This window comes from Pseudomonas sp. D2002, assembly GCF_013385735.1.
Lineage (GTDB): Bacteria > Pseudomonadota > Gammaproteobacteria > Pseudomonadales > Pseudomonadaceae > Aquipseudomonas.
On sequence record NZ_JACAPL010000005.1, the window covers coordinates 176,634 to 198,389 of the forward strand.

A 21,756-nucleotide genomic window follows, 5' to 3' on the forward strand; every position below is an offset into this window, starting at 1 on the left:
CAGATACACGCAGATCGTACCCACGCTCCGCGTGGTTACGCCTCCTGTGACGCTCCGCGTCACGATTTTAAACGCGGACACGGAGCGTCCCTGCCTGCATGCCCACGCGGAGCGTGGAAACGATCGGATAAAGCCATGTCCCTGACCCTTCGCCAAATCCGCTACTTCGTCGCCACCGCCGAAATCGGCCAGATTTCCCAGGCGGCGATTCACCTGAACATCTCCCAGTCGGCGGTGACCACCGCGATCAAGGAACTGGAAGCCATGCTCGGCGTGCAGCTGTTCGTGCGTTCGGCCCAAGGCATGAACCTCACCGACGCCGGGCGGCATTTTCTCAACCGCGCCTATGTGATCGCGCGCAGCGTGGACGACGCGCTGAACAGCCCGCTGCCGGATTACCGCGCCAGCGGCGTGCTGCGGGTGGCGGCCAGTTACACGGTACTCGGTTACTTCCTGCCGCATCACCTGCAACGCATGGAACACTGGCACCCGGACGTGACCATCGAGGTCTTCGAACAGGAGCGCCAGGCCATCGAACACGGCCTGCTCGACGGTCAATTCGACATGGCCGTGGTGCTCACCGCCAACCTCACTCACGCGGATATCGTCTCCGAAATCCTGTTCAATTCGGAGCGCCGGCTGTGGCTGCCCAGCCACCACCCTTTATGCGAACGCGGTGCGGTAAGCCTGGCCGACGTGGCGCAAGAGCCTTACATCCTGCTCACCGTCGACGAGGCCGAACACAGCGCCATGCGCTACTGGGAACAGGCCGGGCAAACGCCCAAGGTGCGGCTGCGCACCAGTTCGGTGGAAGCGGTGCGCAGCATGGTTGCCAATGGCAGCGGCGTGGCGATTCTGTCGGACCTGGTGCACCGGCCGTGGTCGCTGGAAGGCAAACGCATCGAGACGCTGACCGTGACCGACCCGGTCACGCCCATGAGCGTCGGCCTGGCCTGGCACCGCGAGCGCGCGTTCACCCCGGCGATGCAGGCGTTTCGGGATTACTTCCACGACGCCTTCCTGGCGCCGCAGCAGTTGTCGGCGCGGCGCTAGAGCTGCGCTTGCAGCGTGGCGGCCAGCCAATCCATAAACACCCGCACCCGTTGTGGCAGATGCCGTTGCCCGGCGTAGAGCAGCGACACGTCCAGCGCCGGTGCGGGGTAATCGGGCAGCACGGCCACCAGTTCACCGCTGTCGAGTAAATCGCGAATCCCCAAGGCCGGCACTTGCGTGATACCGAAGCCGCCCAGGCACGCGGATTTATACGCGTCGGTGCTGTTGACCGTGATGCGCCCGGCCATCGGCACGCGGTGCACCTTGTTGCCCTGCTGGTATTCGAACCCCGCTGAGCGTGAGCCCAGGGGCCGCACGTAATGCACCAATTGGTGATGCGCCAGGTCGGCTAAGGTGTCGGGCACGCCATAACGCTGAACATAACCGGCGCTGACACAGTTGAGCATCGGCAGGCTGCACAGCAGGCGTGCCACCACGGTCTGGTCGGGCTGCGCGCCCACGCGCAACACGCAGTCGAAACCTTCGGCGAGCAGGTCGACCTGACGGTCGGTGGTGCTGATTTCCAGCTCGATCAACGGGTGCGCGTGCAGGAAGTCGGGCAGGCGCGGCAGGATCAAATCCCGCGCCATGACGTTGGGCATATCCACGCGAATACGCCCGCTGAGCTGCGCTTCATCCTGGCGAAACAGGCCTTCAAGTTCCTCCATGTGCGCGAGCAAATCCTTGCTGCGCTCATACAGCACGCGCCCGTCCTGGGTGGCTTGCACTTTGCGCGTGGTGCGCTGCAACAAGCGCGCACCGAGCAGCTCTTCGAGCGCCTGCACATGCTCGGACACGGTGGAGCGCGGCAAGCCCAGGCTCTCGCCCGCCTGGGTAAAACTCGACAGTTCGGTGACCCGCACGAAGGTGCGCAACAGCTCAAGCTTGTTCATGGGATTGTTCGCCTTATCCGGCCAGTGATTCCGATATCACCCTGTTTATCACGTTATCCACGGACAAATACACTCAGTCCCACGATCACCTCAGAGGACTGCACCATGACCCGTAAAATCGCACTCATCACCGGCGCCAGCCGCGGCCTGGGCAAAAGCGCCGCGCTGCACCTGGCAGCACAAGGCGTCGACATCATTGGCACTTATCACAGCGCAGCGGCCGAGGCCCAAGCGGTGGTGGAACAGATTCAAGCCCTGGGTGGCCGCGCCGCCATGCTGCAACTGGATGTCAGCCAGAGCGGCACGTTCAATGATTTCGTCGGTGAAATCGCCACCGTACTCAAGAATGTTTTCGCACAGGATCACTTCAACTTTCTGATCAATAACGCCGGTATCGGAGCGCATGCCAGCTTCGCCGAAACCACTGAAGAGCAGTTCGACCGGTTGGTGGCGATCCACTTCAAGGCGCCGTTTTTCCTCACGCAAAAATTGCTGCCGCTGATCAGCGATGGCGGGCGCATCATCAATATTTCCAGCGGTTTGGCGCGGTTCAGCCTGCCAGGGTATGCGGCGTATGCGTCGATGAAGGGTGCGGTGGAAGTGCTGTCGCGCTATCAGGCCAAGGAGCTTGGCCCACGCGGGATTACCGTAAACACCCTGGCACCGGGCGCGATTGCCACCGACTTCAGCGGCGGTGCGGTACGCGATAACCCGGCAGTCAATGCGATGGTCGCCAACAACACCGCGCTGGGCCGCGCCGGTTTGCCGGACGATATTGGCGGGGCGATTTCGACCTTGCTGGCCGATGGCAGCAACTGGATCACCGGGCAGCGCATCGAAGCCTCGGGCGGCATGTTTCTGTAGGCATTCTGCGCTAGCATTAATGCCTACAGATCACTGACAGGCAAGCACCGATGAGTTTTGATCCAGGTTTGGCCGGCGGCATGGGCGTATTGGCGGCCGTGGTCGACAGCGGCAGTTTTGCCCGCGCCGCCGACAGCCTGGAGATGACGCCTTCCGGGGTCAGCCGGGCGATTTCACGTTTGGAAAAACGCCTGGGCATTCGCCTGTTCGACCGCACCACGCGCTCGGTGCAATTGACCGACGAAGGCCGCCGGTTCTACCAGCAAATCGCCCCGCTGCTGGCCGGTCTCGAAGAGGCCGCCAGCTCCGCCGCCGACAGTGCATTGACCGTGCGTGGGCGCTTGCGGGTGAATATCGACCCGTACTTCTCGCGCCTGGTATTGGGCCCGGTGCTCGGCGATTTCATGCGCCGCTACCCGCAATTGCAGTTGGACCTGCATACCCGTGACCAACTCGGCGACTTGGTGGCCGACGGTTTTGACCTGGCGATTCGCTTCGGCATCCCCCAGTCCTCCTCGCTGATCGCGCGCAAGCTGATGGAAGTGCGCGTACTCACCCTGGCCTCCCCCGCTTACCTGGAACAATACGGCCGACCGGCCATTCCGCAGGACCTGGAGACCGGGCATATGTGCCTGGACTTTCGCGACTCGCAGACCGGGCGCCCGTTTGCCTGGGAGTTCCACCGCAACGGCGAACACGTGATCGTGCGCACCAATGGCCGCTTGGTGGTCAACGACGCCAGCACCTTATACAGCGTGTGTGAACACGGGCACGCTGTGGCGCAAATGCTCGATTTGGGCCTGGCGCCGGCACTCAAGGCCGGCAGCCTGGTGGACCTGTTTCCTGACTGGCCGGACGAGCGTTTTCCGTTGTACGCCTATTACCCTTCGCGGCATTTGCCCGCCGCCAAGGTGCGGGCGTTTCTGGACTTTGTGGCCTCGCTCAAACTTGGCTAGCTACACGCTGCTGCACAATTTTCTCGCGCAGCACGTCGTAGCCCCAGTGATACACGTAGGTGTACGGCAGGAAGAACAGCAACACGCCGATGTCGAGAATAAACGCCTGCATCAGGCTGATATTCAGCCACGCGGCGATCAACGGCACGCACACCAAAATCAGGCCACCTTCGAACAGCAACGCGTGCAGTACACGGGTCCAGCCGTTATTGGCGAGCTGCCAGCGTGCTTTCAGGCGGTCGAACAGGCCGTTGAAAATCACGTTCCAGGTCAGCGCCATCAGGCTGATCGCCAGGGTGACCATGCCCATTTCCAGGGCGGGTTTATCCATGATCCACGCCAGCAACGGGGTGCAGATCAACAGCGCCAAACCCTCAAAACCAATGGCTTGGCAAACACGTTCAGTAATCGACTTGGTAGGGTTCATAACCCGGCTCCGTGAGTGACGATGGTTGCCATCATTACCCTTTGACTCGATACTTCATAACTAATAACCATCGATCAAGGCGATAGACATGGCCTCTAATGAAGTGCTGCAGGCGTTTGTCCAGGCGGCTACCCAGGGCTCGTTTTCTGCGGCGGCGCGCAAGTTGGGCAAGAGCCAGTCCACCGTCAGCGCGGCGGTGGCGAGTTTGGAGATTGACCTGGATGTGGTGCTGTTTGATCGCAGCAGCCGCAAGCCAACGCTCACGCCCGCCGGCCATGTGTTGTTGCAACGGGCCGAGCAGGTGTTGGAGGCCAGCAGCCGCCTGGAGTTGGCGGCGAGCCAGTTGGCACAGGGTTTGGAGCCGAAGTTGAGTATCGCCATGTCCGATACGTATCAGTCGGAGCGTTTCGAGCTCGCGCTTAAAGCGTTTGAACAACGCTACCCGGACCTGGAGCTAGAATGGCTGATCGCCGAATGCGAAGACCTGATCGCCCTGGTGCAAAGTGGCCGCGCGCAGATTGCCTTGATCGAAGCCCAGGAGGTTTACCCGCCCGACCTGACCCGCGCGCCGGTGGCGGAGCGTACGGAAATCGCCGTGTTCGTGGCGCCCACTCACCCTTTGGCCAACGTGCAAAACCTTGACCCGCAGGCCTTGCAGCAACACCGCGAACTGCGCCTGGCCAGCATCATCAACCCCAACGAAACCCGCCCGAGCGGCCGTGTGTGGTCGGCGCCGAGTTTTCTGATGCTGATGGAAATGGCCCAGCTCGGTTTCGGCTGGGCGGCGTTGCCGCGCTGGTTGGTGGAGCGCTTTGGGAATGCCGGGCTGGTGGAACTCAATGTGCGCAGTTGGCCGCGTTCGGTGGCGGTGGATGCGCTGTGGTCACGCCAGCACCCGCCGGGGCCAGCGGGGAGTTGGATGTTGGGGCAGATGTTGGAGTGATTACTTGCAGGCGATAGAGATCCATTGGAACTGCTTCGAACAGGAGATTTGGGTCACGCCGCAGAGAGCTGTGGCGGCCGATTGTTCTGGAAATATTCATGCAAGGCACGCAGTGCGGGCAGCTCCAACGCCTGCGCGGCGAAGCACAACCCCACCCGGCGCGTCGGTGCCGGCAGGTGCCATTCGCGAATCACCACCCCGGCCCGCTCGGCGGCCATCGACTGCGGCAACATCGCCACGCCCACACCCGCCGCGACCATGTGCAACGCCTGGGTCAATGAACCGGCGTGCCCGGTCACCGCTTGCGGCGAGCGGCCATACAGCGCCATCAAGCGCTGGTGGGAATCGTGCTGCGGGCAAGTGATCCAGTCTTCAATCGGCGCCCACGCCTGCTCTTTGCCGGCCTGCGCCATCGGGTGCGCTTTGGGCAACGCCATTACGTAGGACTCTTCCCAAAGCGGCAGGAACAACTCGTCCTCACAGCACATTTCTTCCACTGCCAGGCGCGCGTCGCCTTCGCAGCCTTCCTGCAAGGTCAGCAGCAAACCCGGCAGACCTTGGTGCGCCATGCGCAGGAAGGTTTCGATCTGGCTGTCGGCAATATCGCCTTCCACACCCAATTCCAGGGCAATGCGATTTTCGCGTCCGCGAAATAAACCGCTCAATGCGTCCGCTTCAGCGACCATGCGCCGCGCCTGCGGGTACAGCACGCGCGCCTCGGCGCTGACGTCCACGCCGCGCGGCTGACGCACAAACAGCGCCACGCCGAGTTCATCTTCCAGCTGCTTGATGGTGACTGACAAGGTCGGCTGGCTGATAAACAGACGCTGGGCGGCGGCGGTGATGTTGCGCTCTTCGAACACCGCGAGAAACGCCTTGAGGTGACGCACATCCATAGCTTTATCCGATGGCAGACAGAGAAACAAGGCATTTTTCAGCCTCAGGGCGGGTAAATATACTGCGCCCACGCTTTAAGTTATCGGTTTTTCTTATTCCAGGAGTGCATTTATGAGCAAGCCACTGATCATCATCACCGGCGCCAGTTCCGGCATTGGCGAAGCCACCGCGCGCCTGTTGTCAGCTGCAGGGCATCCGCTGCTGTTGTTGGCGCGGCGTATTGATCGCCTGAACGATCTGGCCCTGCCCAACACCTTGAACCGGGGCGTGGACATCACCGACCGCGCGGCATTGGTCGCCGCTGTGAAGGAAGCCGAAGCCCAATTCGGCCCCGCCGATGCGCTGATCAACAATGCCGGCGTGATGTTGCTGGGCGCCGTCAGCGAGCAAGCCCCCGAGCAATGGGAGCAGATGCTCGACGTTAACGTCAAAGGCCTGCTCAACGGTATTCACGCGGTGGCCGGCAGCATGGTCGCGCGCAAGGGCGGCACGATCATCAACGTGAGTTCGGTGGCTGGGCGCAAGACCTTCCCGAATCATGTGGCGTATGTCGGCACCAAGTTCGCGGTGCATGGGATTTCGGAGAATCTGCGTGAGGAACTGTCGCCGAGCAATGTGCGGGTGATCACCATTGCGCCGGGCGCGGTGGAGACCGAGTTGCTCAGCCACACCACGGATGAGGCGATCAAGAGCGGTTACCAGGCCTGGAAACAGGACATGGGCGGTACGGTGTTGAGTGCCGATGATGTGGCTTCGGCGATTGCCTATGCGTATCAGCAGCCGCAGCATGTGTGCATTCGCGAGATTGTGTTGGCGGCGACGCGTCAGCAGCCATAACCTGAAAAACTGAATGTGGGAGCTGGCTTGCCTGCGATGGCATCGACCAGGTCCCACTGATACACCGAGGTGTCTGCATCGCAGGCAAGCCAGCTCCCACAGTTTGATCTTCACTGTTTGTAGGATTTGAGTTCTGCCAGGCGCCGCTTTAGGAAGCTTTTTTCTGGGGTTTGTTGGGTCAGCGACAGAGCCTTTTCGTAGGCCGCCTCGGCCTCATCGATTCGCCCCAACTGCCGACAAAACTCCCCGCGCGCCGAATGCGCCAAGTGGTAATCCAGCAATTCTCCTCGCGACACAATCCCCTCAACCAACTGCAAACCTGCCAACGGCCCATCGCGCATCGCCACGGCCACCGCGCGGTTCAGCTCGATCACCGGCGATGGCACCTGCCTGAGCAATACGTCATAGAGCCCGACAATCTGCAGCCAATCCGTCTCGCCTGCGCTGGGCGCCTCGGCATGCACCGCCGCAATCGCGGCTTGCAGGCAATACGGCCCAAACCGCCGGGTTCTCAGTGCCTGCTCCACCAGCGCACAGCCTTCAGCGATCAAGGCGGCGTCCCACAGCCTGCGGTCCTGTTCATCCAGCAGCACCAACTCGCCTTTGTCCGTACTCCGCGCCGCTCGGCGCGACTCGTGCAGCAGCATCAACGCCAGCAAGCCCGCGACTTCAGGCTCCGGCAGCAACTCCAGCAGCAGGCGGCCCAGGCGAATGGCTTCGCGGGTCAACTCCTCGCGGGTGAGGCCTGCGCCCATCGACGCCGAGTAGCCCTCGTTGAACACCAGGTAAACCACACGCAACACGCTGTCGAGCCGCTCGGGCAGTTCGTCCAGGGACGGCACCTGATAGGGAATTTTCGCTTCACGGATTTTGCCTTTGGCGCGCACGATGCGTTGAGCGATGGTGGTGGGCGTGGCCAGAAACGCGCGGGCGATTTCTTCGGTGGTGAGGTCGCAGATCTCACGCAAGGTCAGCGCCGCCTGGGCATCGGGCGCCAATGCCGGGTGGCAGCAGGTAAAGATCAGGCGCAGGCGGTCGTCTTCCACGTCGTTCTCACTCCAGTCAGCCGCTTCCAGCGCGTCCGCCTGTTCCTGCAACAACGGGGTAAACCGGGCCTGGCGGCGCAGGCGGTCGATGGCTTTGAAACGGCCGGTCGACACCAACCAGGCACGTGGATTACTCGGCACGCCGTCCTGCTGCCAGCGCTCGACCGCGACGAAGAACGCCTCGTGCAAGGCTTCTTCGGCGAGGTCGAAATCACCCAGCAGGCGGATCAGCGTAGCGAGTACGCGGCGTGATTCGCTGCGGTAAATGGCCTCGATCTGAGGCGTCAATCGCGCATGCCTTGGGTCACCAGCGTCACCAGGCGGTCCAGGCTTTGGCCCCAGCCATCATGGAAGCCCATGGCTTCGTGGGCCTGCTTGTCGGCTTCGCTCCAGTGCATGGCGCGGGCGGTGTAGAGGGTTTTGCCGTCGACGTCTTCGAAGGTTACTTCGGCGGTCATGAACGGCTTGCCCGACGGGATCCAGCCCGGCGCGTAGGCGTCGGTAAACACCAGCCGGCTCGGCGCCTGGATTTCCAGGAACACCCCTTGGGTCGGGTATTCGGTGCCGTCCGGCGCGCGCATCAGGGTGCGAAACAGGCCGCCGACCCACAGGTTCATTTCGCATTCGGGCGTGGTCATGCCGTGTGGGCCCCACCATTGCTGCAGCAAGGCGGGCTCGGTCCAGGCGCGAAACACGCGGTTGCGCGGGGCGTCGATCAAGCGGCTGATGGACAGTTCAAATTCAGCGGGTTGGGTGGTCATGGGGTAAACCTCCTGAGTCTTTTGATTGTTGTGTTCAGAGATTCAATTCACGCACAGGGCGTACTTCCACGCTGCCGACCCTGGCTGCCGGAATGCCACCGGCCACCTGGATCGCTTCGTTCAAGTCCTTGGCCTCGATCAGATAAAACCCGGCGAGCTGCTCCTTGGTTTCGGCGAATGGCCCGTCGGTGATCGATAACTTGCCATTGCGCATGCGCACGGTGGTGGCGCTACTCACCGACTCCAGCGGCTCGGCGGCGAGCATGCGCCCGCTGGCCTGGATCGCCTCGGCGTAGGCGAAACACTCCGGGTCTGCCGGGCTGTCGGGCGAGGTGTGCAGCACCTGTTCGTTGCTGTAGATCAGGCAGAGGTATTTCATGTGCGTCTCCGTTTTCGGACTACTGACTATAGTTCGTGGCGGTCAGGGTTTCAGGTCGAACAGCGCCGTGCCGCTTTCCATATCGAAAGGCGCCGACCAGTGCTCATGCACCACGCGCCATTGGCCGTTGATCCGTTGGTAACCGGCGGTCACCCGCATCCAGCACGCCTTCACTTCGCCATCCGGCCCGGCACCGCCGCAATGGGCCAGCCAATGGGCAAACGCGCTGTCTTGGGCCTCTACAATGTGCAGTTCATGAAACTCGAAGATGCCGGGGCCGGGGCAGTGCTTCATGCACGCCTCCCAATGGGCGCGGTAGGCGGCCTTGCCCTTGAATTGCAGCGCGGTAACGGCGTCGAACGAGACGATATCGTCGGCGTAAAAGCTGACAATGCTGTCGATATCACGGGCCAGCACGGCCTGCTTCCATTGCTCGATCAAGGTGGTGATTGCAGTGCTCATGGCGATACTCCTGGGGGTTGAAAATCACGAAGGACACCCTTAGTCGAATGACGCTTGGCTCAATCGACACCCCGCTGAAAAATAATTTCGCCACGCGCAAACCCGCTAGAATCCACGCCTCTTTGTAGGATTTCGGATGCGCCCCCGATGGAAACCCGCCTCGTCCCCTATGAGACGCTGAGCCTTGTGCAAAAACAGCAGCTCGACACCCTGCAAGTGCATCCCGAGCAACTGGCGTACTCCGGCGATATCTACTGCGCGCTGAACAGCCTGCTGGTCAACCCCAACCCCGGCGCGATCAAAGGCTTTGCCCTGCTCGCCGACGACCGGCCCGTGGCCTTCCTGCTGCTTAAACGCCCGCCGTGCCTGCCTCACTGGGCCGATGAACACAGCGCCACGCTGCATGCGCTGCAAGTGGACCGCACCCAGCAAGGGCGCGGTTTCGGCAAAGCCTGCTTACACGCACTGCCGGCGGCGGCCCTGCTGGCCTGGCCGCAGATCAAGGGGCTGGAGTTGTCGGTGGACGCCGACAATGTGGCGGCGATGGGGCTGTATCTGGCGGCCGGGTGGGTCGACAGTGGGGAGGCATATCGGGGACGGGTTGGGTATGAGCGCCGGTTGGCGTTAGTATTTTGAACGATAAGGAGCTGGCGAATATGCTGACAACCCTCGAACAACTCGAAACCCTCTACGGCCTCCCCCACGAGCGGGCGGTGCGCAAGGAAATTGCGTTTCTCAACGAGGATTACCAGGCCATGGTGCGCGCATCGCCGTTGGTGGTGGTGAGCTCATCCGGGGCGGATGGCATCGACGGTTCGCCGCGTGGCGATGTGCCGGGGTTTGTGCGGATTGTGGATGAGCGCACGTTGGCGATTCCCGATCGGCCGGGCAATAACCGTCTCGATACCTTGCGTAATCTGCTGCAGGACCCGCGGATTGCGTTGCTGTTCATCATCCCGGGCATCGGCGAAACGTTGCGCGTGAATGGCCGGGCGCAGATTTCCATCGAGCCCGAGCTGTTGGAGAGTTTTGCGGTGAATGGCAAACCTGCGAAGTCAGTGATTCTGGTGCAGGTGGAGGCGGCGTATTTCCACTGTTCCAAAGCGTTTGTGCGCTCGGACTGCTGGAACCCCGAGAAACACCTGGACCGCTCGGCATTGCCGTCGGCCGGGGCATTTCACAAGCGGCTCAATGACGGGCAATTTGACGCCGAAACGTATGACCGGGAGATGCCGGAGCGGGTCAGAAGCACGTTGTATTGATCCACTGCCGGGGCCGGCGTACCGGCTCCGGCAGGGCCGCAGTCAGCCTCTTTCGCCAACCGGCAACCAGATTTCCACGGTGCCCGTGCCCTTGCGTACATCAAAATCGGCACTGTAACGCTCGAAGTCCGCCCCCATCACTTTATAGCCCGAGTGCGGCAGCCATTCGAACATGATGCGCTCGTATGTTTGCTCAAGTGCCTGCACCGGCCCGTCATGCCGGAACACGGCGTAGTTGAGCGGTGGAATTTCGACAAACTCGAAGTTGCTCGGCACGTCGCTTTTGGTTGGCACTTCAGCACCGGCCAGATAGTCGAATTCGCCGTGCTTGGGGTTATGGCAAACGCCATACGTCACGCCACCGACACGCGACTTGAGGTCCTTGATGCATGTATCGAACAACTCCCACAGCTTGGGAATATCACCCACAGTGGCCTTCGAATAACGCCCTTGGACGCCTGCGATCACCAGGGCTTTACCGGCTTCCATGCGCGGTTCCAACGGTAGTTTTGTCTGCTGATCCATCTGAACAGTCTCCTTCTTATGAGGGCACAAACCCGCATCGAGTATAGGGGCATATACACGCCGCACTCCACGCAGAAATTTTTCCGGCGCCATCTGGACAGCGGGCCATCATCGACCGTATTGTCTGTCCCGCAGGCCACCGCAGTGGCCGACGTCGCTCGGACGGTTCCGGGCGCTTACGTACTCTTGAGGCAACAATGGCAGACCAAGGTTCGCCGCGCCGCTTTGCGCGCATAGATCGACTCCCCCCTTACGTTTTTAATATCACTGCCGAGCTGAAGATGGCTGCGCGTCGGCGCGGCGAAGACATCATCGACTTGAGCATGGGTAACCCTGACGGCGCCACGCCTCCACACATCGTGGAAAAAATGGTCACCGTCGCCCAGCGTGAAGACACCCACGGCTACTCCACCTCCAAAGGCATTCCGCGTCTGCGCCGGGCGATTTCGCGCTGGTACAAAGACCGTTATGAGGTGGATATCGACCCCGAGTCGGAAGCCATCGTCACCATCGGCTCCAAGGAAGGCCTGGCGCACTTGATGCTGGCCACCCTGGACCAGGGCGACACCGTGCTGGTGCCCAACCCCAGCTACCCGATTCACATCTACGGTGCCGTGATTGCCGGCGCCCAGGTGCGCTCGGTACCGCTGATTCCCGGTGTGGACTTCTTCGCCGAGCTGGAACGAGCGATTCGCGGCTCGATCCCCAAGCCGAAAATGATGATCCTGGGCTTCCCGTCCAACCCGACCGCGCAGTGTGTGGAGCTGGATTTCTTCGAGCGCGTTATAGCCCTGGCCAAACAGTACGACGTACTGGTGGTGCACGACCTGGCCTACGCCGACATCGTCTACGACGGCTGGAAAGCCCCGTCGATCATGCAAGTGCCGGGCGCCAAGGACATTGCGGTGGAGTTTTTCACCCTGTCCAAGAGCTACAACATGGCCGGCTGGCGCATCGGTTTCATGGTCGGCAACCCGGAACTGGTCAACGCCCTGGCGCGGATCAAGAGTTACCACGACTACGGCACCTTCACCCCGCTGCAAGTGGCGGCGATTGCCGCGCTGGAAGGCGATCAGCAATGTGTGAAGGACATCGCCGAGCAGTATCGCCAGCGCCGTAACGTGCTGGTCAAGGGCCTGCATGAGCTGGGCTGGATGGTCGAGAACCCGAAGGCGTCGATGTACGTCTGGGCGAAGATTCCCCAGGAGTATGCGGCCATGGGCTCGCTGGAATTTGCCAAGAAACTGCTGCTGGAAGCGAAGGTGTGTGTATCGCCGGGGATTGGCTTTGGTGAGTATGGGGATGATCATGTGCGCTTTGCGCTGATCGAGAACCAGGACCGGATCCGCCAGGCGGTGCGCGGGATTCGCGGGATGTTCCGCGCGGATGGTTTAACTCGCAAAACCGAGGTTTGAATCGCCAGGGGCTAGCTGGCTAGCCCCTGTTTCTTCGATCACGCCTGGTGGCCGATCAAACGTAAAAACTCCATTTATATTCGTCTTGTCCTGTAGGGCCTTTGTACTCCGCCTTAAGGTGCACCGTACCCGTCACTGGGTTGGGATGGTTACTGGGTGGAGGCTGAATCATCGACTGGTCGATCACCACATTTCCTTGCCACTGACCAGCCCAGTTTACCAAAAAGGGGCCACCGATTTGCACACCAGCACTGTTGAAAACAGAAACCTGAGCGCCCCGTTCACCTTCGCCTCCAACAATGTGCTGACCTGTTGGTTTATTGTCATGAGAATAAGAATAGCCGTTTGATGCCGGAACAAAAACTCTGAAATCAGCCATTTCCCTATACCTCCAGAACGCTGCCACGACACTGGCAACCTGGAAATAACCTAGCAGCGTGAAACCATCACGCCTACCTGTGAAAGTTGACAGTTCCGACAAGTGACAAGATAGGGTAGAGACCCCAAAGACGTCGATGGACGCCTGGGTGAAGATTCCCGCAGTGCAAGCCGCCATGGTCTCGCTGGAACTTGCCAGGAAACTGCTGCTGAATGGTTCGCCCGGATGGGCTGGTCGCTAAAGCCTGACCCTACGCACTGAATAAACCGAGTTAATGTGAGAACTGGCCAGCTCCCACATGATCGTTCCCACGCTCCGCGTGGGAATGCAGCACGGGGCGCTCTGCGTCCCAAAGCGTGACGCAGAGCGTCACAAGAGGCATTCCCACGCGGAGCGTGGGAACGATCAACTGTCAGACCACCAACGACAGCAACATGATAAAGATCAGCGCCACCACCGACAGGATGGTTTCCATCGCCGTCCAGGTCTTGAACGTCTCGACCACGGTCATGTTGAAGTACTGCTTCACCAGCCAGAACCCCGCATCGTTGACGTGAGACAACACCAGCGAGCCCGCCCCCGTCGCCAATACCAGCAGCTCACGGTTAACCCCCGGAATCATCCCCACCACCGGCACCACAATGCCTGCGCCAGTAATGGTCGCCACGGTCGCAGAACCGGTGGCCACACGAATCACCGCCGCCACCAGCCACGCCAGCAGAATCGGGTTGATCTGCGCGTTCACCGCCATATGGCCGATCACGTCGCCCACGCCACTGGTCACCAGCATCTGCTTGAAACCACCGCCTGCGCCGATGATCAGGATGATCGCCGCCGTTGGCGCCAGGCTGGCGTCGAGCAGCTTGAGGATTTGCTTGGAGTGAATGCCCTGGCGATGGCCAAAGGTGTAGAGCGACAGCAGCAACGCCAGCAGCAGCGCGGTGATCGGGTGACCGATCATGTCCATCCAGTTGCGGATGACATGGCCGTCGGCCAACGCGACGTCAGCGAAGGTTTTGAGCAGCATCAGGAACACCGGCAGCAGCACGGTGATCAGGGTAATGCTGAAGCTCGGCAGGTCTTTGGATTCCGGCTCGCGGGCCAGTTGGTCGACCAGTTCCTGGGACGGGTTGCCCGGGATGTACTTGGCGATAAACGTACCGAAAATCGGCCCGGCGATGATGGCCGTCGGCAGCGCGACGATCAGCCCGTACAGGATGGTCTTGCCGATGTCCGCGCCAAATACGCCGATGGCCAGCAGCGGGCCAGGGTGCGGTGGCACCAGGCCGTGCACCGCCGACAGGCCGGCGAGCAGCGGGATGCCGATTTTGATCAGCGACACGCCGGTGCGGCGCGCAACGATAAATACCAGCGGAATCAGCAGTACAAAACCGATCTCGAAGAACAGCGGGATGCCCACCAGGAACGCGGCGAACATCATCGCCCACTGGACTTTCTCTTTGCCGAAGGCGCGGATCAAGGTCTGCGCGATCTGATCGGCGCCGCCGGACTCGGCCATCATCTTGCCGAGCATGGTGCCCAGCGCGAGGATGATGCCGACAAAGCCGAGCACCCCGCCGAAGCCGTCCTGAAACGCCTTGATGATCTTGTCCACGGGCATGCCCGAGGTCAGGCCGAGGAAGCCGGCCGCGATGATCAGTGCAATGAACGGGTGCACCTTGAACTTGGTGATCAAAAAGATCAGCCCGATGATAGTGACCACTGCATCTAGCAGCAGGTAGGACTCGTGGGACATGCCAAACATGGGGGGTCTCTCCTGTTTGTTGTTGTTATTAAAGCGGGTGTTGAATTTTTCGCCGGGGATAGCGCTATCTTTTCCGGCAAAAAATTAATGGGTTGGTTCAAAGCCGTGTTGCAGCCACCAGGCATTGGTTTGCTCGGCCAGGTCCTCGACGCTGTCTTCGCTGGCGTTCAGCGCCAGGGTCAGCGGCTCGCCCACGGGCGATTCAAGGGTGGCGAACTGGCTGTCGATCAGGCTTGCCGGCATGAAATGACCGGGGCGATGGGACACGCGGTCGGCGGCCACGGCGCGGGTCAGCTCCAGGAACACAAAGCCAAGGCCCGGCGCGGCTTCGCGCAGGTGGTCGCGGTATTTTTTCTTCAGGGCTGAACAGGTGAGCACCGGATGCTCGCCGGCTTTGAGCGAGCGGCGCAGTTCATCGCACAGGATGTCGAGCCAGCCGGCGCGGTCGTCGTCGTTGAGAGGGTGGCCGGCGCTCATCTTCTCGATGTTCGCGGCGGGGTGAAAGCTGTCGCCTTCAATGGCGGTGGCGCCGTTCAGGCGGCACAGGGCTTCGCTGACGCTGGACTTGCCACAGCCGGAAACACCCATGATGACCAGGGCGGTAACAGGTTGACTCATGAAACACCTCAGGACGCAGATAGCGCTACCTTCGCACGCTGTAAGGCTAGTGCAAAAACAGGCTTTTCCCGCGCCGACTTGTCATTTTTATGGAGTGACGCGTGCATCCGCTCCAAAACCGTTGAACCGGATCAGGCAACCCAGGATTCAAGAATTTGCAGCCTTTTGGAGACAGCGCTACCTTAGTGCCTCGATTTTTGTTTGGCAACCGCCTGATGACCTCCAAGAACGATAAAAATACCCGCACCACCGGTCGCCCGACCCTCAATGAAGTAGCCCGCCTGGCCGGCGTCAGCCCGATTACCGCCTCCCGCGCCCTGCGCGGCATCAGCACCGTGGCCACCGAACTGGTGGAAAAAGTGCAGCAGGCCGCCGCCGAACTCAACTACGTGGTCAACCCCGCCGCCCGCGCACTGGCCTCCGCGCAAAGCCACTCGGTGGTTGTGATCGTGCCGTCGCTGTCCAACCTGCTGTTTATCGAAACCCTGGAAGCCATCCACCAAGTGCTGCGACCCAAGGGCTTTGAAGTGCTGATCGGCAACTCCCACTATTCGCGCGATGAAGAAGAAAACCTGCTGCGCAACTACATGGCCTACCAGCCACGCGGTTTGCTGCTGACCGGGTTTGACCGCACCGAAAGTGCGCGACGGATGGTCGAGGCCAGCAATGTGCCGTGCGTGTACATGATGGACCTGGACCCGAATGCCGGCGTGAACTGCGTGGGCTTCTCGCAACTGAGCGCGGGCGAAACGGCGGCGGCGCATTTGATTTCACGGGGGCGCAAGCGCCTGGCGTATATCGGTGCGCAGCTGGATCAGCGTACGTTGCTGCGCGGTGAAGGTTTCCGCCGTGCGCTGCAACAGGCGGGCCTGTACGACCCGGCGCTGGAACTGCTGACGCCGCGCCCTTCCTCCGTGGGCTTGGGGGGCGAGCTGTTTTTGCAGCTGCTGGCGGCGCATCCGGATGTGGATGCGATCTTCTTTGGTAACGATGACTTGGCCCAAGGCGCGCTGCTGGAGGCTATGCGCCATGGCATCAAGGTGCCGGAGCGCGTGGCCGTATTGGGCTTTAACGACTTGCCTGCCTCGTCTTTTATGGTGCCGCGCTTGAGCAGCATCAGCACCCCGCGTGAAGCCATTGGCCGGCGCTCGGCAGAACATTTGCTGACCATCATGGCGGGCAACAAGATCGCCAAGCCGGTGGTGGACATGGGGTTTGAGTTGCAGGTGCGCGAAAGCACCTGAGCGCGGCCTGATCGTTCCCATGCTCTGCGTGGGAACGCCTCTTGTGACGCTCTGCGTCACGCTTTGGACGCAGAGCGTCCAGGGCTGCATTCCCACGCGGGAGCGTGGGAACGATCAGAGTGATGTAGGACGCCTGTAGGACGCGACTGACATTGCGGTAAGCGCCTTGCCCGGTTGCCTACGCTTACGTCAGAATCCGCCGGCTTGTGCGCTTGGATAGTGGTCTTTAAGGTTTGCCGGTCGCTGAATTTCTCGGTGACCGGGTTTAGTAGCCCTACTTTTGGACACTTTTTGTGCATGAGCCTCATCTGAGTTTGATGGCGGCTGTGCGTAGGGCATCTTCGGGTGCGCCGGCTTTAAGTGTCCACCGGTCTACTAACCTGCGTACAGCTGCCACCCTTCGTTTAGTAGCGATCCGGCGGCGGCCTATTTCCAGGACGCTTAAATGATCAAAGAAACCGAAAAACCGACAACCATTCTTTTCACCATCGCACCCGATACCCCCACCGAATCCCTGCTGACAAACAGCTACGAAACCCTGTGCTCCGTCAGCACCTTGTTGCTCGACCTGTCCGATGACCTCACCGGCAAACACCGCGATGTCGCATTGGCGATTCATCAACTGAGCGAGCTATCAGTGCTGATGGTCGGCAAAGCCATGGACCAGCAAACACCGCGCACCTAAAGCCCTGCTCGGTCAAAAATGTGGGAGCTGGCTTGCCTGCGATGGCGGTGAGTCAGCTACAAATTGGCTAACTGACCCACCGCATTCGCGAGCAAGCCCGCTCCCACATATTGAACGTGCCCGGTAATCGCCCTCGCTGTCGCACCTGTCCCCTGCTAGATTGGCCATTCTCCATCGACAGGGAAGCACCATGGGACACTCACTGAAAATCCTCGGCCGCACGTCCTCCATCAACGTGCGAAAAGTGCTCTGGACCTGTCAGGAACTGGGCATCGACTATGTGCGTGAAGACTGGGGCATCGGCTTCAAGCCCACCCAGTCCGCCGAGTTCCTGGCCCTGAACCCCAATGCCCAAGTGCCGGTGCTGATCGACGACCACGGCGTGCTGTGGGAGTCCAACACCATCTGCCGTTACCTCGTCGGCCTTTACCAACGCACTGACCTGTTGCCCGCCGAGCCCGCGCCCCGTGCACGGGTCGAGCAGTGGGTGGACTGGCAAGCCGTGGAACTCAACCGCGCCTGGGGCGATGCCTTCACCGCGCTGGTGCGCAACAACCCGGACGGCCTCGACGCGGCGCAAATTGCCGCCGCCGTGCAGCGCTGGAACGACAAGATGGGCCTGCTCGAACAACAGTTGGCGAAAACCGGCGCCTATGTCGCCGGCGATGAATTCACCCTCGCCGATATCCTCATCGGCCTCTCGGTGCACCGCTGGCAGAACACACCCATGCAGCGCCCGCCCTACCCCGCCATTGCGGCCTATTACCAACGCCTGAGCCAGCGCCAGGGCTTCAAGACCTTTGCCCTCGACGGCCATAACTAAAACAAGGAAATCCCCGTGAAAGGACTCAACGTACTGCTTACCGGCGCCTGCGGCAGAATCGGCAAGACGTTTTTCCAAGCCTCCCAAGACCGCTACCGCTTCACCCTCACCGACCGCGTCGCGCCGGAATTTCCAACTGGCGAGCACCGTTTCATCCACGCCGACCTCAGCGATAAAACCAGCCTGGCCGCCCTGCTTGAAGGCATCGACGTGATCGTGCACCTGTCGGGCATCCCCCACGCCAGCGCCTCGTTCGAGGAGTTGCTGCCAAACAACATCCTCGCCACCACCTACCTGTTCGAAGCCGCCGTGGCCGCCGGCGTAAAACGGTTGGTGTTCGCCAGCAGCGCGCAAACCATCGAAGGCTACCCGGTGGACCGCCAGATCACCCCCGGCATGCCGGTGTTACCCGCCAACCTGTATGGCGTGAGCAAATGCTACGGCGAGGCGCTGTGCGGCTATTACGCAGCCAAGACGCCACTGTCGACCATTGCCCTGCGCATCGGCGCCTTCGAATTCCCCGAAACCCACGACCTCAACAACGCCCGCGACCTCAGCGCCTGGCTCAGCCCGCGTGACGCAGTGCACCTGCTGCAACGCTCGGTGGAGGCAGAAGGCGTGAAGCACCTGATCGCCCACGGCATTTCCAATAACCGTTTCAAGCGCCTGGACCTGAGCGAAACCACGCGGGTGTTGGGCTACCAACCGGTGGATGACGCGTTCCAGACGTTCGAGATTCCCATCACCTATTGAGCCGCTGCGCCATAAAACCGCGAAACCTGAGGCCATGGCGCAATAAATCGGCGAATGTGTGGCCTGCCGCACGTAACTTCACACACACCATTTTCCGTTAGCCCGCTAAGATTCCAGGTCACTGCCCCTGGAATCTGCCCATGTCGACACTCACCGCCTCAGCCACGGACGGCATCGACCCGATCCGTGCCGCCCATATCAGCGCGCGCATTGACCGCTTGCCCGCCGTCGCCACTGTCTGGCGCCTGGTGGCGTTGCTGTCGATCGGCGGTTTTTTCGAGCTGTATGACCTGTTCCAGACCGCCTACATCAGCCCCGGTTTGATCAGCGACGGGATTTTCCACACCGGCAGCGAAGGCGTGTTCGGTTTCTCCGACCAGGCCGCGTTCGCCTCGGCGACCTTCCTCGGCCTGTTCCTCGGCGCCAGCCTGCTCAGCCCAATTGCCGACCGCTTCGGGCGGCGGGCGATCTTCACCTTTGCGTTGATCTGGTACACCGTCGCCACCGTGCTGATGGGCATTCAGACGTCCGCACTGGGCATTATCTGCATGCGTTTTCTGGTGGGTATTGGCCTGGGCATCGAACTGGTGACCATCGACGCCTACCTCTCGGAACTGGTGCCCAAGCGCATGCGCAGCTCGGCATTCGCCTTTGCGTTTTTCATACAGTTTCTGTCGGTGCCGGCGGTGGCGTTGATGTCGTGGTGGCTGGTGCCGCAGGCGCCGTTCGGGATCTCCGGCTGGCGCCTGGTAGTGCTGAGCAGCGCGGTGTTTGCGCTGTTTATCTGGCAACTGCGCAAACGCCTGCCGGAATCACCGCGCTGGCTGGCGCAGAAAGGCCGCTTTGACGAAGCCGGGCAGATCATGGACAGCCTGGAGGCACGTTGCCAGAAAGACCATGGCAAACCCTTGGATGAACCGGAGTCGCAAGCCGTCAGCGTGCAAGGCAGCGGCCGCTTTGCCGATATCTGGCAGCCGCCGTACCGGCGCCGGGCGTTGATGCTGATTGTGTTCCATGTGTTCCAGGCCATTGGTTTTTTCGGCTTCGGCAACTGGTTGCCGGCGCTGCTGTCCGGTCAAGGCGTGAGCGTGACCCACAGTTTGCTCTACGCGTTCATCATCACCCTCGCCTACCCGCTGGGGCCGTTGCTGTTTGTGAAGGTGGCCAACCGTTTTGAAAACAAATGGCAGATCGTCGGCTCGGCCATGGGCGCGATGATTTTCGGCAGCCTGTTCGCCCTGCAAACCACCGCCGTTGGGTTGGTGATCTGCGGGGTGATGATCACCTTCTGCAACGCCTGGCTGAGCTTCAGTTATCACTCGTACCAAAGTGAATTGTTCCCCACCAATATCCGCGCGCGGGCGGTGGGGTTCTGCTATTCGTTCAGCCGCTTGTCCACGGTGTTCAGCAGCCTGTTGATCGGGTTCATCCTCGAGCACTTGGGCACGCCGGGCGTGTTGGCGTTTATTGCCAGCAGCATGTTGATCGTGATGATCACCATCAGTTGGTTCGGCCCGCGTACGCGCAATTTGGCGTTGGAAAATATTGCGCACTGATGCGTAATCCACTGGTCGGATTTTCGCTGGAACCTGTGAGAATTGACAGTAGACGGTCTGTTTCACCCATCACTAAATAGCCTTCAGGATTCTGACTCATACAGGATCGAAAAGGAGGAAGTGATGGCACAGCCCGGGAGAGTTCTAATTGGTGATTTCACAGCGTACGCGGTGACGAGGGACGATTACTACAACATCACTTCAACGGGCATGGAGTTTAAAGTTGAAGGCGCCAAGTACCGCTTTTTTTTCAGACGCGATAAACATATATCGATAGAGGTTGTCACCTCCAACAACATTCAGCCGGGTAATTATCAGTTCGACACAACCAGTTCAGACATAGCGATGTACTACATTGATACCAGTAAACCTCCCGTCCTCCGCCTTCGGATAGACCAAGGATCCCTCAATGTGACTAAGACCCTCCAATGGGAGGGGGCAACGCTCCCAGCGGAGGCGGGTTTCCTGGCCGCCGGCGGCACTTCTGGCTTCACGATCAGACTTAGCCGTGGAAAACTGCAACTCGCGGACGTGCCAATAACCTAGTAGGTAGACCGCCTGACGGCAACCCTTGGCCGCCGGCAGGATAATGTTTGCCGCAACGGCCGCGCCATCCCCAATAAAACCGGGCCTGACGCCTGCGGCACGCTATTTGCTCCACCTGTGGCACCGAACACATCCCAGGTGAGCAATCATGCTGATCAACAACAACACCCAAGCCGTATCGACCGTGCAACAGCTCAAGCGTCCCGACATGGACCCGGCCAACGCTGCCGCCAGCACGCTGTACAGCGGCGCCCTGCAAGCGGCGCAGCAAAGCGTGACCGTGCCGGCTGCGCAAAAGGACCTGGACAAGGCCAACGACCGTATCGACGAAGCCTTCGCCAAGACCCGCGTGCAGTTGCAAGCCACCACCGCAGCCCCGACGGCGTCGACGGATGTGCCGGCGGCCGGCTCGAGCACCAGCACTGCGCGTGCCGACTTCACCGACTACATGAGCAAATCCCCGGCCGAACGCATTCGCGAACAACTGCTCAAGGAGCAGGGTTTGACCGAAGCGCAAGTGCAGGCCATGCCGCAGGAAAAACAGGACGCGATTGCCAAGCAAGTGGCTGATCGCGTGAAGCAGCAGCAAGAGCAGCAAGTCGCGGCGAAGGCCACTGACCCGGCGCAGACCGTGAAAGAGACCTTGGCCGCGATCTGAAGATGCAGC

The 21,756-nt window shown here is 60.9% G+C and carries 26 protein-coding genes; 15 read left to right on the top strand and 11 right to left on the bottom strand.

Features of this window, described 5'->3' with window-relative positions; genetic code table 11:
• Positions 1–135: 135 nt before the first annotated feature.
• Complete coding sequence (locus HX783_RS11420; protein ID WP_159959266.1) at positions 136–1,053, top strand: LysR family transcriptional regulator; 918 nt, start codon at positions 136–138, stop codon at positions 1,051–1,053.
• Here the strand turns inward: HX783_RS11420 and HX783_RS11425 are convergent.
• Positions 1,050–1,946 (bottom strand): LysR family transcriptional regulator, encoded by an 897-nt coding sequence (locus HX783_RS11425; RefSeq protein WP_177016942.1) that lies wholly within the window; start codon positions 1,944–1,946, stop codon positions 1,050–1,052. The genes HX783_RS11420 and HX783_RS11425 overlap by 4 nt on opposite strands.
• Before the next feature lie 105 nt (positions 1,947–2,051).
• On the opposite strand from HX783_RS11425, the gene HX783_RS11430 reads away from it, so the two are divergent.
• Both HX783_RS11430 and HX783_RS11435 read left to right on the top strand, forming a co-directional pair.
• Positions 2,052–2,810: an SDR family NAD(P)-dependent oxidoreductase gene (locus tag HX783_RS11430; RefSeq protein ID WP_177016943.1), complete on the top strand. Its 759-nt coding sequence runs from the start codon at positions 2,052–2,054 to the stop codon at positions 2,808–2,810.
• A gap of 50 nt (positions 2,811–2,860) precedes the next feature.
• Positions 2,861–3,766, top strand: coding sequence for a LysR family transcriptional regulator (locus HX783_RS11435; protein WP_159959272.1), 906 nt, complete (start codon positions 2,861–2,863; stop codon positions 3,764–3,766).
• Here the strand turns inward: HX783_RS11435 and HX783_RS11440 are convergent.
• A complete protein-coding gene (locus HX783_RS11440; protein ID WP_177016944.1) occupies positions 3,753–4,193 on the bottom strand; it encodes a multidrug/biocide efflux PACE transporter in 441 nt (146 codons plus the stop codon). The two genes, HX783_RS11435 and HX783_RS11440, sit on opposite strands and share 14 nt — an antisense overlap.
• Before the next feature lie 88 nt (positions 4,194–4,281).
• Between HX783_RS11440 and HX783_RS11445 the strand changes: the two genes are divergently transcribed.
• Positions 4,282–5,136, top strand: coding sequence for a LysR family transcriptional regulator (locus HX783_RS11445; RefSeq protein ID WP_177016945.1), 855 nt, complete (start codon positions 4,282–4,284; stop codon positions 5,134–5,136).
• 53 nt (positions 5,137–5,189) lie between these two features.
• On the opposite strand, the gene HX783_RS11450 is transcribed toward HX783_RS11445, so the two are convergent.
• On the bottom strand, positions 5,190–6,032 hold the full coding sequence (locus HX783_RS11450) for a LysR family transcriptional regulator (protein ID WP_177016946.1): 843 nt from the start codon (positions 6,030–6,032) through the stop codon (positions 5,190–5,192).
• 112 nt (positions 6,033–6,144) lie between these two features.
• On the opposite strand from HX783_RS11450, the gene HX783_RS11455 reads away from it, so the two are divergent.
• On the top strand, positions 6,145–6,870 hold the full coding sequence (locus tag HX783_RS11455) for an SDR family oxidoreductase (protein WP_177016947.1): 726 nt from the start codon (positions 6,145–6,147) through the stop codon (positions 6,868–6,870).
• A 110-nt stretch (positions 6,871–6,980) separates the two neighbouring features.
• Here the strand turns inward: HX783_RS11455 and HX783_RS11460 are convergent, their stop codons facing one another.
• From HX783_RS11460 to HX783_RS11475, 4 genes are read right to left on the bottom strand one after another with little or no spacing between them, the layout of a single operon-like run.
• A complete protein-coding gene (locus tag HX783_RS11460; RefSeq protein ID WP_177016948.1) occupies positions 6,981–8,204 on the bottom strand; it encodes an RNA polymerase sigma factor in 1,224 nt (407 codons plus the stop codon).
• A complete protein-coding gene (locus HX783_RS11465; protein WP_177016949.1) occupies positions 8,201–8,677 on the bottom strand; it encodes an SRPBCC family protein in 477 nt (158 codons plus the stop codon). Before HX783_RS11465 ends, HX783_RS11460 begins: the two co-directional genes overlap by 4 nt.
• A gap of 34 nt (positions 8,678–8,711) precedes the next feature.
• On the bottom strand, positions 8,712–9,056 hold the full coding sequence (locus tag HX783_RS11470; RefSeq protein ID WP_159959286.1) for a YciI family protein: 345 nt from the start codon (positions 9,054–9,056) through the stop codon (positions 8,712–8,714).
• 42 nt (positions 9,057–9,098) lie between these two features.
• Positions 9,099–9,518: a nuclear transport factor 2 family protein gene (locus HX783_RS11475; RefSeq protein WP_177016950.1), complete on the bottom strand. Its 420-nt coding sequence runs from the start codon at positions 9,516–9,518 to the stop codon at positions 9,099–9,101.
• 147 nt (positions 9,519–9,665) lie between these two features.
• Here HX783_RS11475 and HX783_RS11480 point away from each other — a divergent pair, with 147 nt between their 5' ends.
• The gene (locus tag HX783_RS11480) at positions 9,666–10,154 is read left to right on the top strand and encodes a GNAT family N-acetyltransferase (protein ID WP_177016951.1); all 489 of its coding nucleotides are present in this window, start codon (positions 9,666–9,668) and stop codon (positions 10,152–10,154) included.
• 20 nt (positions 10,155–10,174) lie between these two features.
• Positions 10,175–10,780: a pyridoxamine 5'-phosphate oxidase family protein gene (locus tag HX783_RS11485; RefSeq protein ID WP_177016952.1), complete on the top strand. Its 606-nt coding sequence runs from the start codon at positions 10,175–10,177 to the stop codon at positions 10,778–10,780.
• A gap of 42 nt (positions 10,781–10,822) precedes the next feature.
• Here the strand turns inward: HX783_RS11485 and HX783_RS11490 are convergent, their stop codons facing one another.
• A complete protein-coding gene (locus HX783_RS11490; protein WP_177016953.1) occupies positions 10,823–11,305 on the bottom strand; it encodes a GyrI-like domain-containing protein in 483 nt (160 codons plus the stop codon).
• Positions 11,306–11,502: 197 nt separating this feature from the next.
• Between HX783_RS11490 and alaC the strand changes: the two genes are divergently transcribed.
• Entirely contained in the window at positions 11,503–12,720 is a 1,218-nt protein-coding gene (gene alaC, locus HX783_RS11495) for an alanine transaminase (protein WP_177016954.1), read from the top strand.
• Positions 12,721–12,775: 55 nt separating this feature from the next.
• On the opposite strand, the gene HX783_RS11500 is transcribed toward alaC, so the two are convergent.
• The 3 genes from HX783_RS11500 to HX783_RS11510 all read right to left on the bottom strand — a co-directional run bounded on the left by HX783_RS11500 (position 12,776) and on the right by HX783_RS11510 (position 15,482).
• Positions 12,776–13,099 (bottom strand): hypothetical protein, encoded by a 324-nt coding sequence (locus HX783_RS11500; RefSeq protein ID WP_177016955.1) that lies wholly within the window; start codon positions 13,097–13,099, stop codon positions 12,776–12,778.
• Between the two features lie 412 nt (positions 13,100–13,511).
• On the bottom strand, positions 13,512–14,864 hold the full coding sequence (locus HX783_RS11505; protein WP_159959300.1) for a GntP family permease: 1,353 nt from the start codon (positions 14,862–14,864) through the stop codon (positions 13,512–13,514).
• A gap of 84 nt (positions 14,865–14,948) precedes the next feature.
• A complete protein-coding gene (locus HX783_RS11510) occupies positions 14,949–15,482 on the bottom strand; it encodes a gluconokinase (protein ID WP_017139216.1) in 534 nt (177 codons plus the stop codon).
• Positions 15,483–15,694: 212 nt separating this feature from the next.
• Between HX783_RS11510 and HX783_RS11515 the strand changes: the two genes are divergently transcribed.
• The 7 genes from HX783_RS11515 (at position 15,695) to HX783_RS11545 (ending at position 21,747) form a co-directional block, all read left to right on the top strand.
• Complete coding sequence (locus HX783_RS11515) at positions 15,695–16,726, top strand: LacI family DNA-binding transcriptional regulator (protein WP_177017126.1); 1,032 nt, start codon at positions 15,695–15,697, stop codon at positions 16,724–16,726.
• 445 nt (positions 16,727–17,171) lie between these two features.
• Positions 17,172–17,411 (top strand): DUF6124 family protein, encoded by a 240-nt coding sequence (locus tag HX783_RS11520; protein WP_177016956.1) that lies wholly within the window; start codon positions 17,172–17,174, stop codon positions 17,409–17,411.
• Between the two features lie 190 nt (positions 17,412–17,601).
• Entirely contained in the window at positions 17,602–18,234 is a 633-nt protein-coding gene (locus HX783_RS11525) for a glutathione S-transferase family protein (protein WP_159959306.1), read from the top strand.
• A 15-nt stretch (positions 18,235–18,249) separates the two neighbouring features.
• Positions 18,250–18,987 (top strand): NAD(P)-dependent oxidoreductase, encoded by a 738-nt coding sequence (locus tag HX783_RS11530; RefSeq protein WP_177016957.1) that lies wholly within the window; start codon positions 18,250–18,252, stop codon positions 18,985–18,987.
• Between the two features lie 140 nt (positions 18,988–19,127).
• Entirely contained in the window at positions 19,128–20,543 is a 1,416-nt protein-coding gene (locus HX783_RS11535) for an MFS transporter (protein ID WP_177016958.1), read from the top strand.
• 123 nt (positions 20,544–20,666) lie between these two features.
• Positions 20,667–21,089, top strand: coding sequence for a hypothetical protein (locus HX783_RS11540; RefSeq protein WP_177016959.1), 423 nt, complete (start codon positions 20,667–20,669; stop codon positions 21,087–21,089).
• A gap of 148 nt (positions 21,090–21,237) precedes the next feature.
• Entirely contained in the window at positions 21,238–21,747 is a 510-nt protein-coding gene (locus tag HX783_RS11545; protein WP_159959310.1) for a hypothetical protein, read from the top strand.
• Positions 21,748–21,756: the final 9 nt, after the last annotated feature.

Excerpts from the sequence above, each read along its gene's own strand:
- HX783_RS11480 (WP_177016951.1), top strand. The coding sequence starts at position 9,666 with ATGGAAACCCGCCTCGTCCCCTATGAGACGCTGAGCCTTGTGCAAAAA.
- HX783_RS11470 (WP_159959286.1), bottom strand. The coding sequence starts at position 9,056 with ATGAAATACCTCTGCCTGATCTACAGCAACGAACAGGTGCTGCACACC.
- HX783_RS11540 (WP_177016959.1), top strand. The coding sequence starts at position 20,667 with ATGGCACAGCCCGGGAGAGTTCTAATTGGTGATTTCACAGCGTACGCG.
- HX783_RS11420 (WP_159959266.1), top strand. The coding sequence starts at position 136 with ATGTCCCTGACCCTTCGCCAAATCCGCTACTTCGTCGCCACCGCCGAA.
- HX783_RS11535 (WP_177016958.1), top strand. The coding sequence starts at position 19,128 with ATGTCGACACTCACCGCCTCAGCCACGGACGGCATCGACCCGATCCGT.
- HX783_RS11475 (WP_177016950.1), bottom strand. The coding sequence starts at position 9,518 with ATGAGCACTGCAATCACCACCTTGATCGAGCAATGGAAGCAGGCCGTG.
- HX783_RS11505 (WP_159959300.1), bottom strand. The coding sequence starts at position 14,864 with ATGTTTGGCATGTCCCACGAGTCCTACCTGCTGCTAGATGCAGTGGTC.
- HX783_RS11425 (WP_177016942.1), bottom strand. The coding sequence starts at position 1,946 with ATGAACAAGCTTGAGCTGTTGCGCACCTTCGTGCGGGTCACCGAACTG.
- HX783_RS11430 (WP_177016943.1), top strand. The coding sequence starts at position 2,052 with ATGACCCGTAAAATCGCACTCATCACCGGCGCCAGCCGCGGCCTGGGC.
- HX783_RS11510 (WP_017139216.1), bottom strand. The coding sequence starts at position 15,482 with ATGAGTCAACCTGTTACCGCCCTGGTCATCATGGGTGTTTCCGGCTGT.
- HX783_RS11525 (WP_159959306.1), top strand. The coding sequence starts at position 17,602 with ATGGGACACTCACTGAAAATCCTCGGCCGCACGTCCTCCATCAACGTG.
- HX783_RS11485 (WP_177016952.1), top strand. The coding sequence starts at position 10,175 with ATGCTGACAACCCTCGAACAACTCGAAACCCTCTACGGCCTCCCCCAC.
- HX783_RS11545 (WP_159959310.1), top strand. The coding sequence starts at position 21,238 with ATGCTGATCAACAACAACACCCAAGCCGTATCGACCGTGCAACAGCTC.
- HX783_RS11450 (WP_177016946.1), bottom strand. The coding sequence starts at position 6,032 with ATGGATGTGCGTCACCTCAAGGCGTTTCTCGCGGTGTTCGAAGAGCGC.
- HX783_RS11520 (WP_177016956.1), top strand. The coding sequence starts at position 17,172 with ATGATCAAAGAAACCGAAAAACCGACAACCATTCTTTTCACCATCGCA.
- HX783_RS11500 (WP_177016955.1), bottom strand. The coding sequence starts at position 13,099 with ATGGCTGATTTCAGAGTTTTTGTTCCGGCATCAAACGGCTATTCTTAT.
- HX783_RS11455 (WP_177016947.1), top strand. The coding sequence starts at position 6,145 with ATGAGCAAGCCACTGATCATCATCACCGGCGCCAGTTCCGGCATTGGC.
- HX783_RS11435 (WP_159959272.1), top strand. The coding sequence starts at position 2,861 with ATGAGTTTTGATCCAGGTTTGGCCGGCGGCATGGGCGTATTGGCGGCC.
- HX783_RS11445 (WP_177016945.1), top strand. The coding sequence starts at position 4,282 with ATGGCCTCTAATGAAGTGCTGCAGGCGTTTGTCCAGGCGGCTACCCAG.
- HX783_RS11465 (WP_177016949.1), bottom strand. The coding sequence starts at position 8,677 with ATGACCACCCAACCCGCTGAATTTGAACTGTCCATCAGCCGCTTGATC.
- HX783_RS11440 (WP_177016944.1), bottom strand. The coding sequence starts at position 4,193 with ATGAACCCTACCAAGTCGATTACTGAACGTGTTTGCCAAGCCATTGGT.
- HX783_RS11490 (WP_177016953.1), bottom strand. The coding sequence starts at position 11,305 with ATGGATCAGCAGACAAAACTACCGTTGGAACCGCGCATGGAAGCCGGT.
- alaC (WP_177016954.1), top strand. The coding sequence starts at position 11,503 with ATGGCAGACCAAGGTTCGCCGCGCCGCTTTGCGCGCATAGATCGACTC.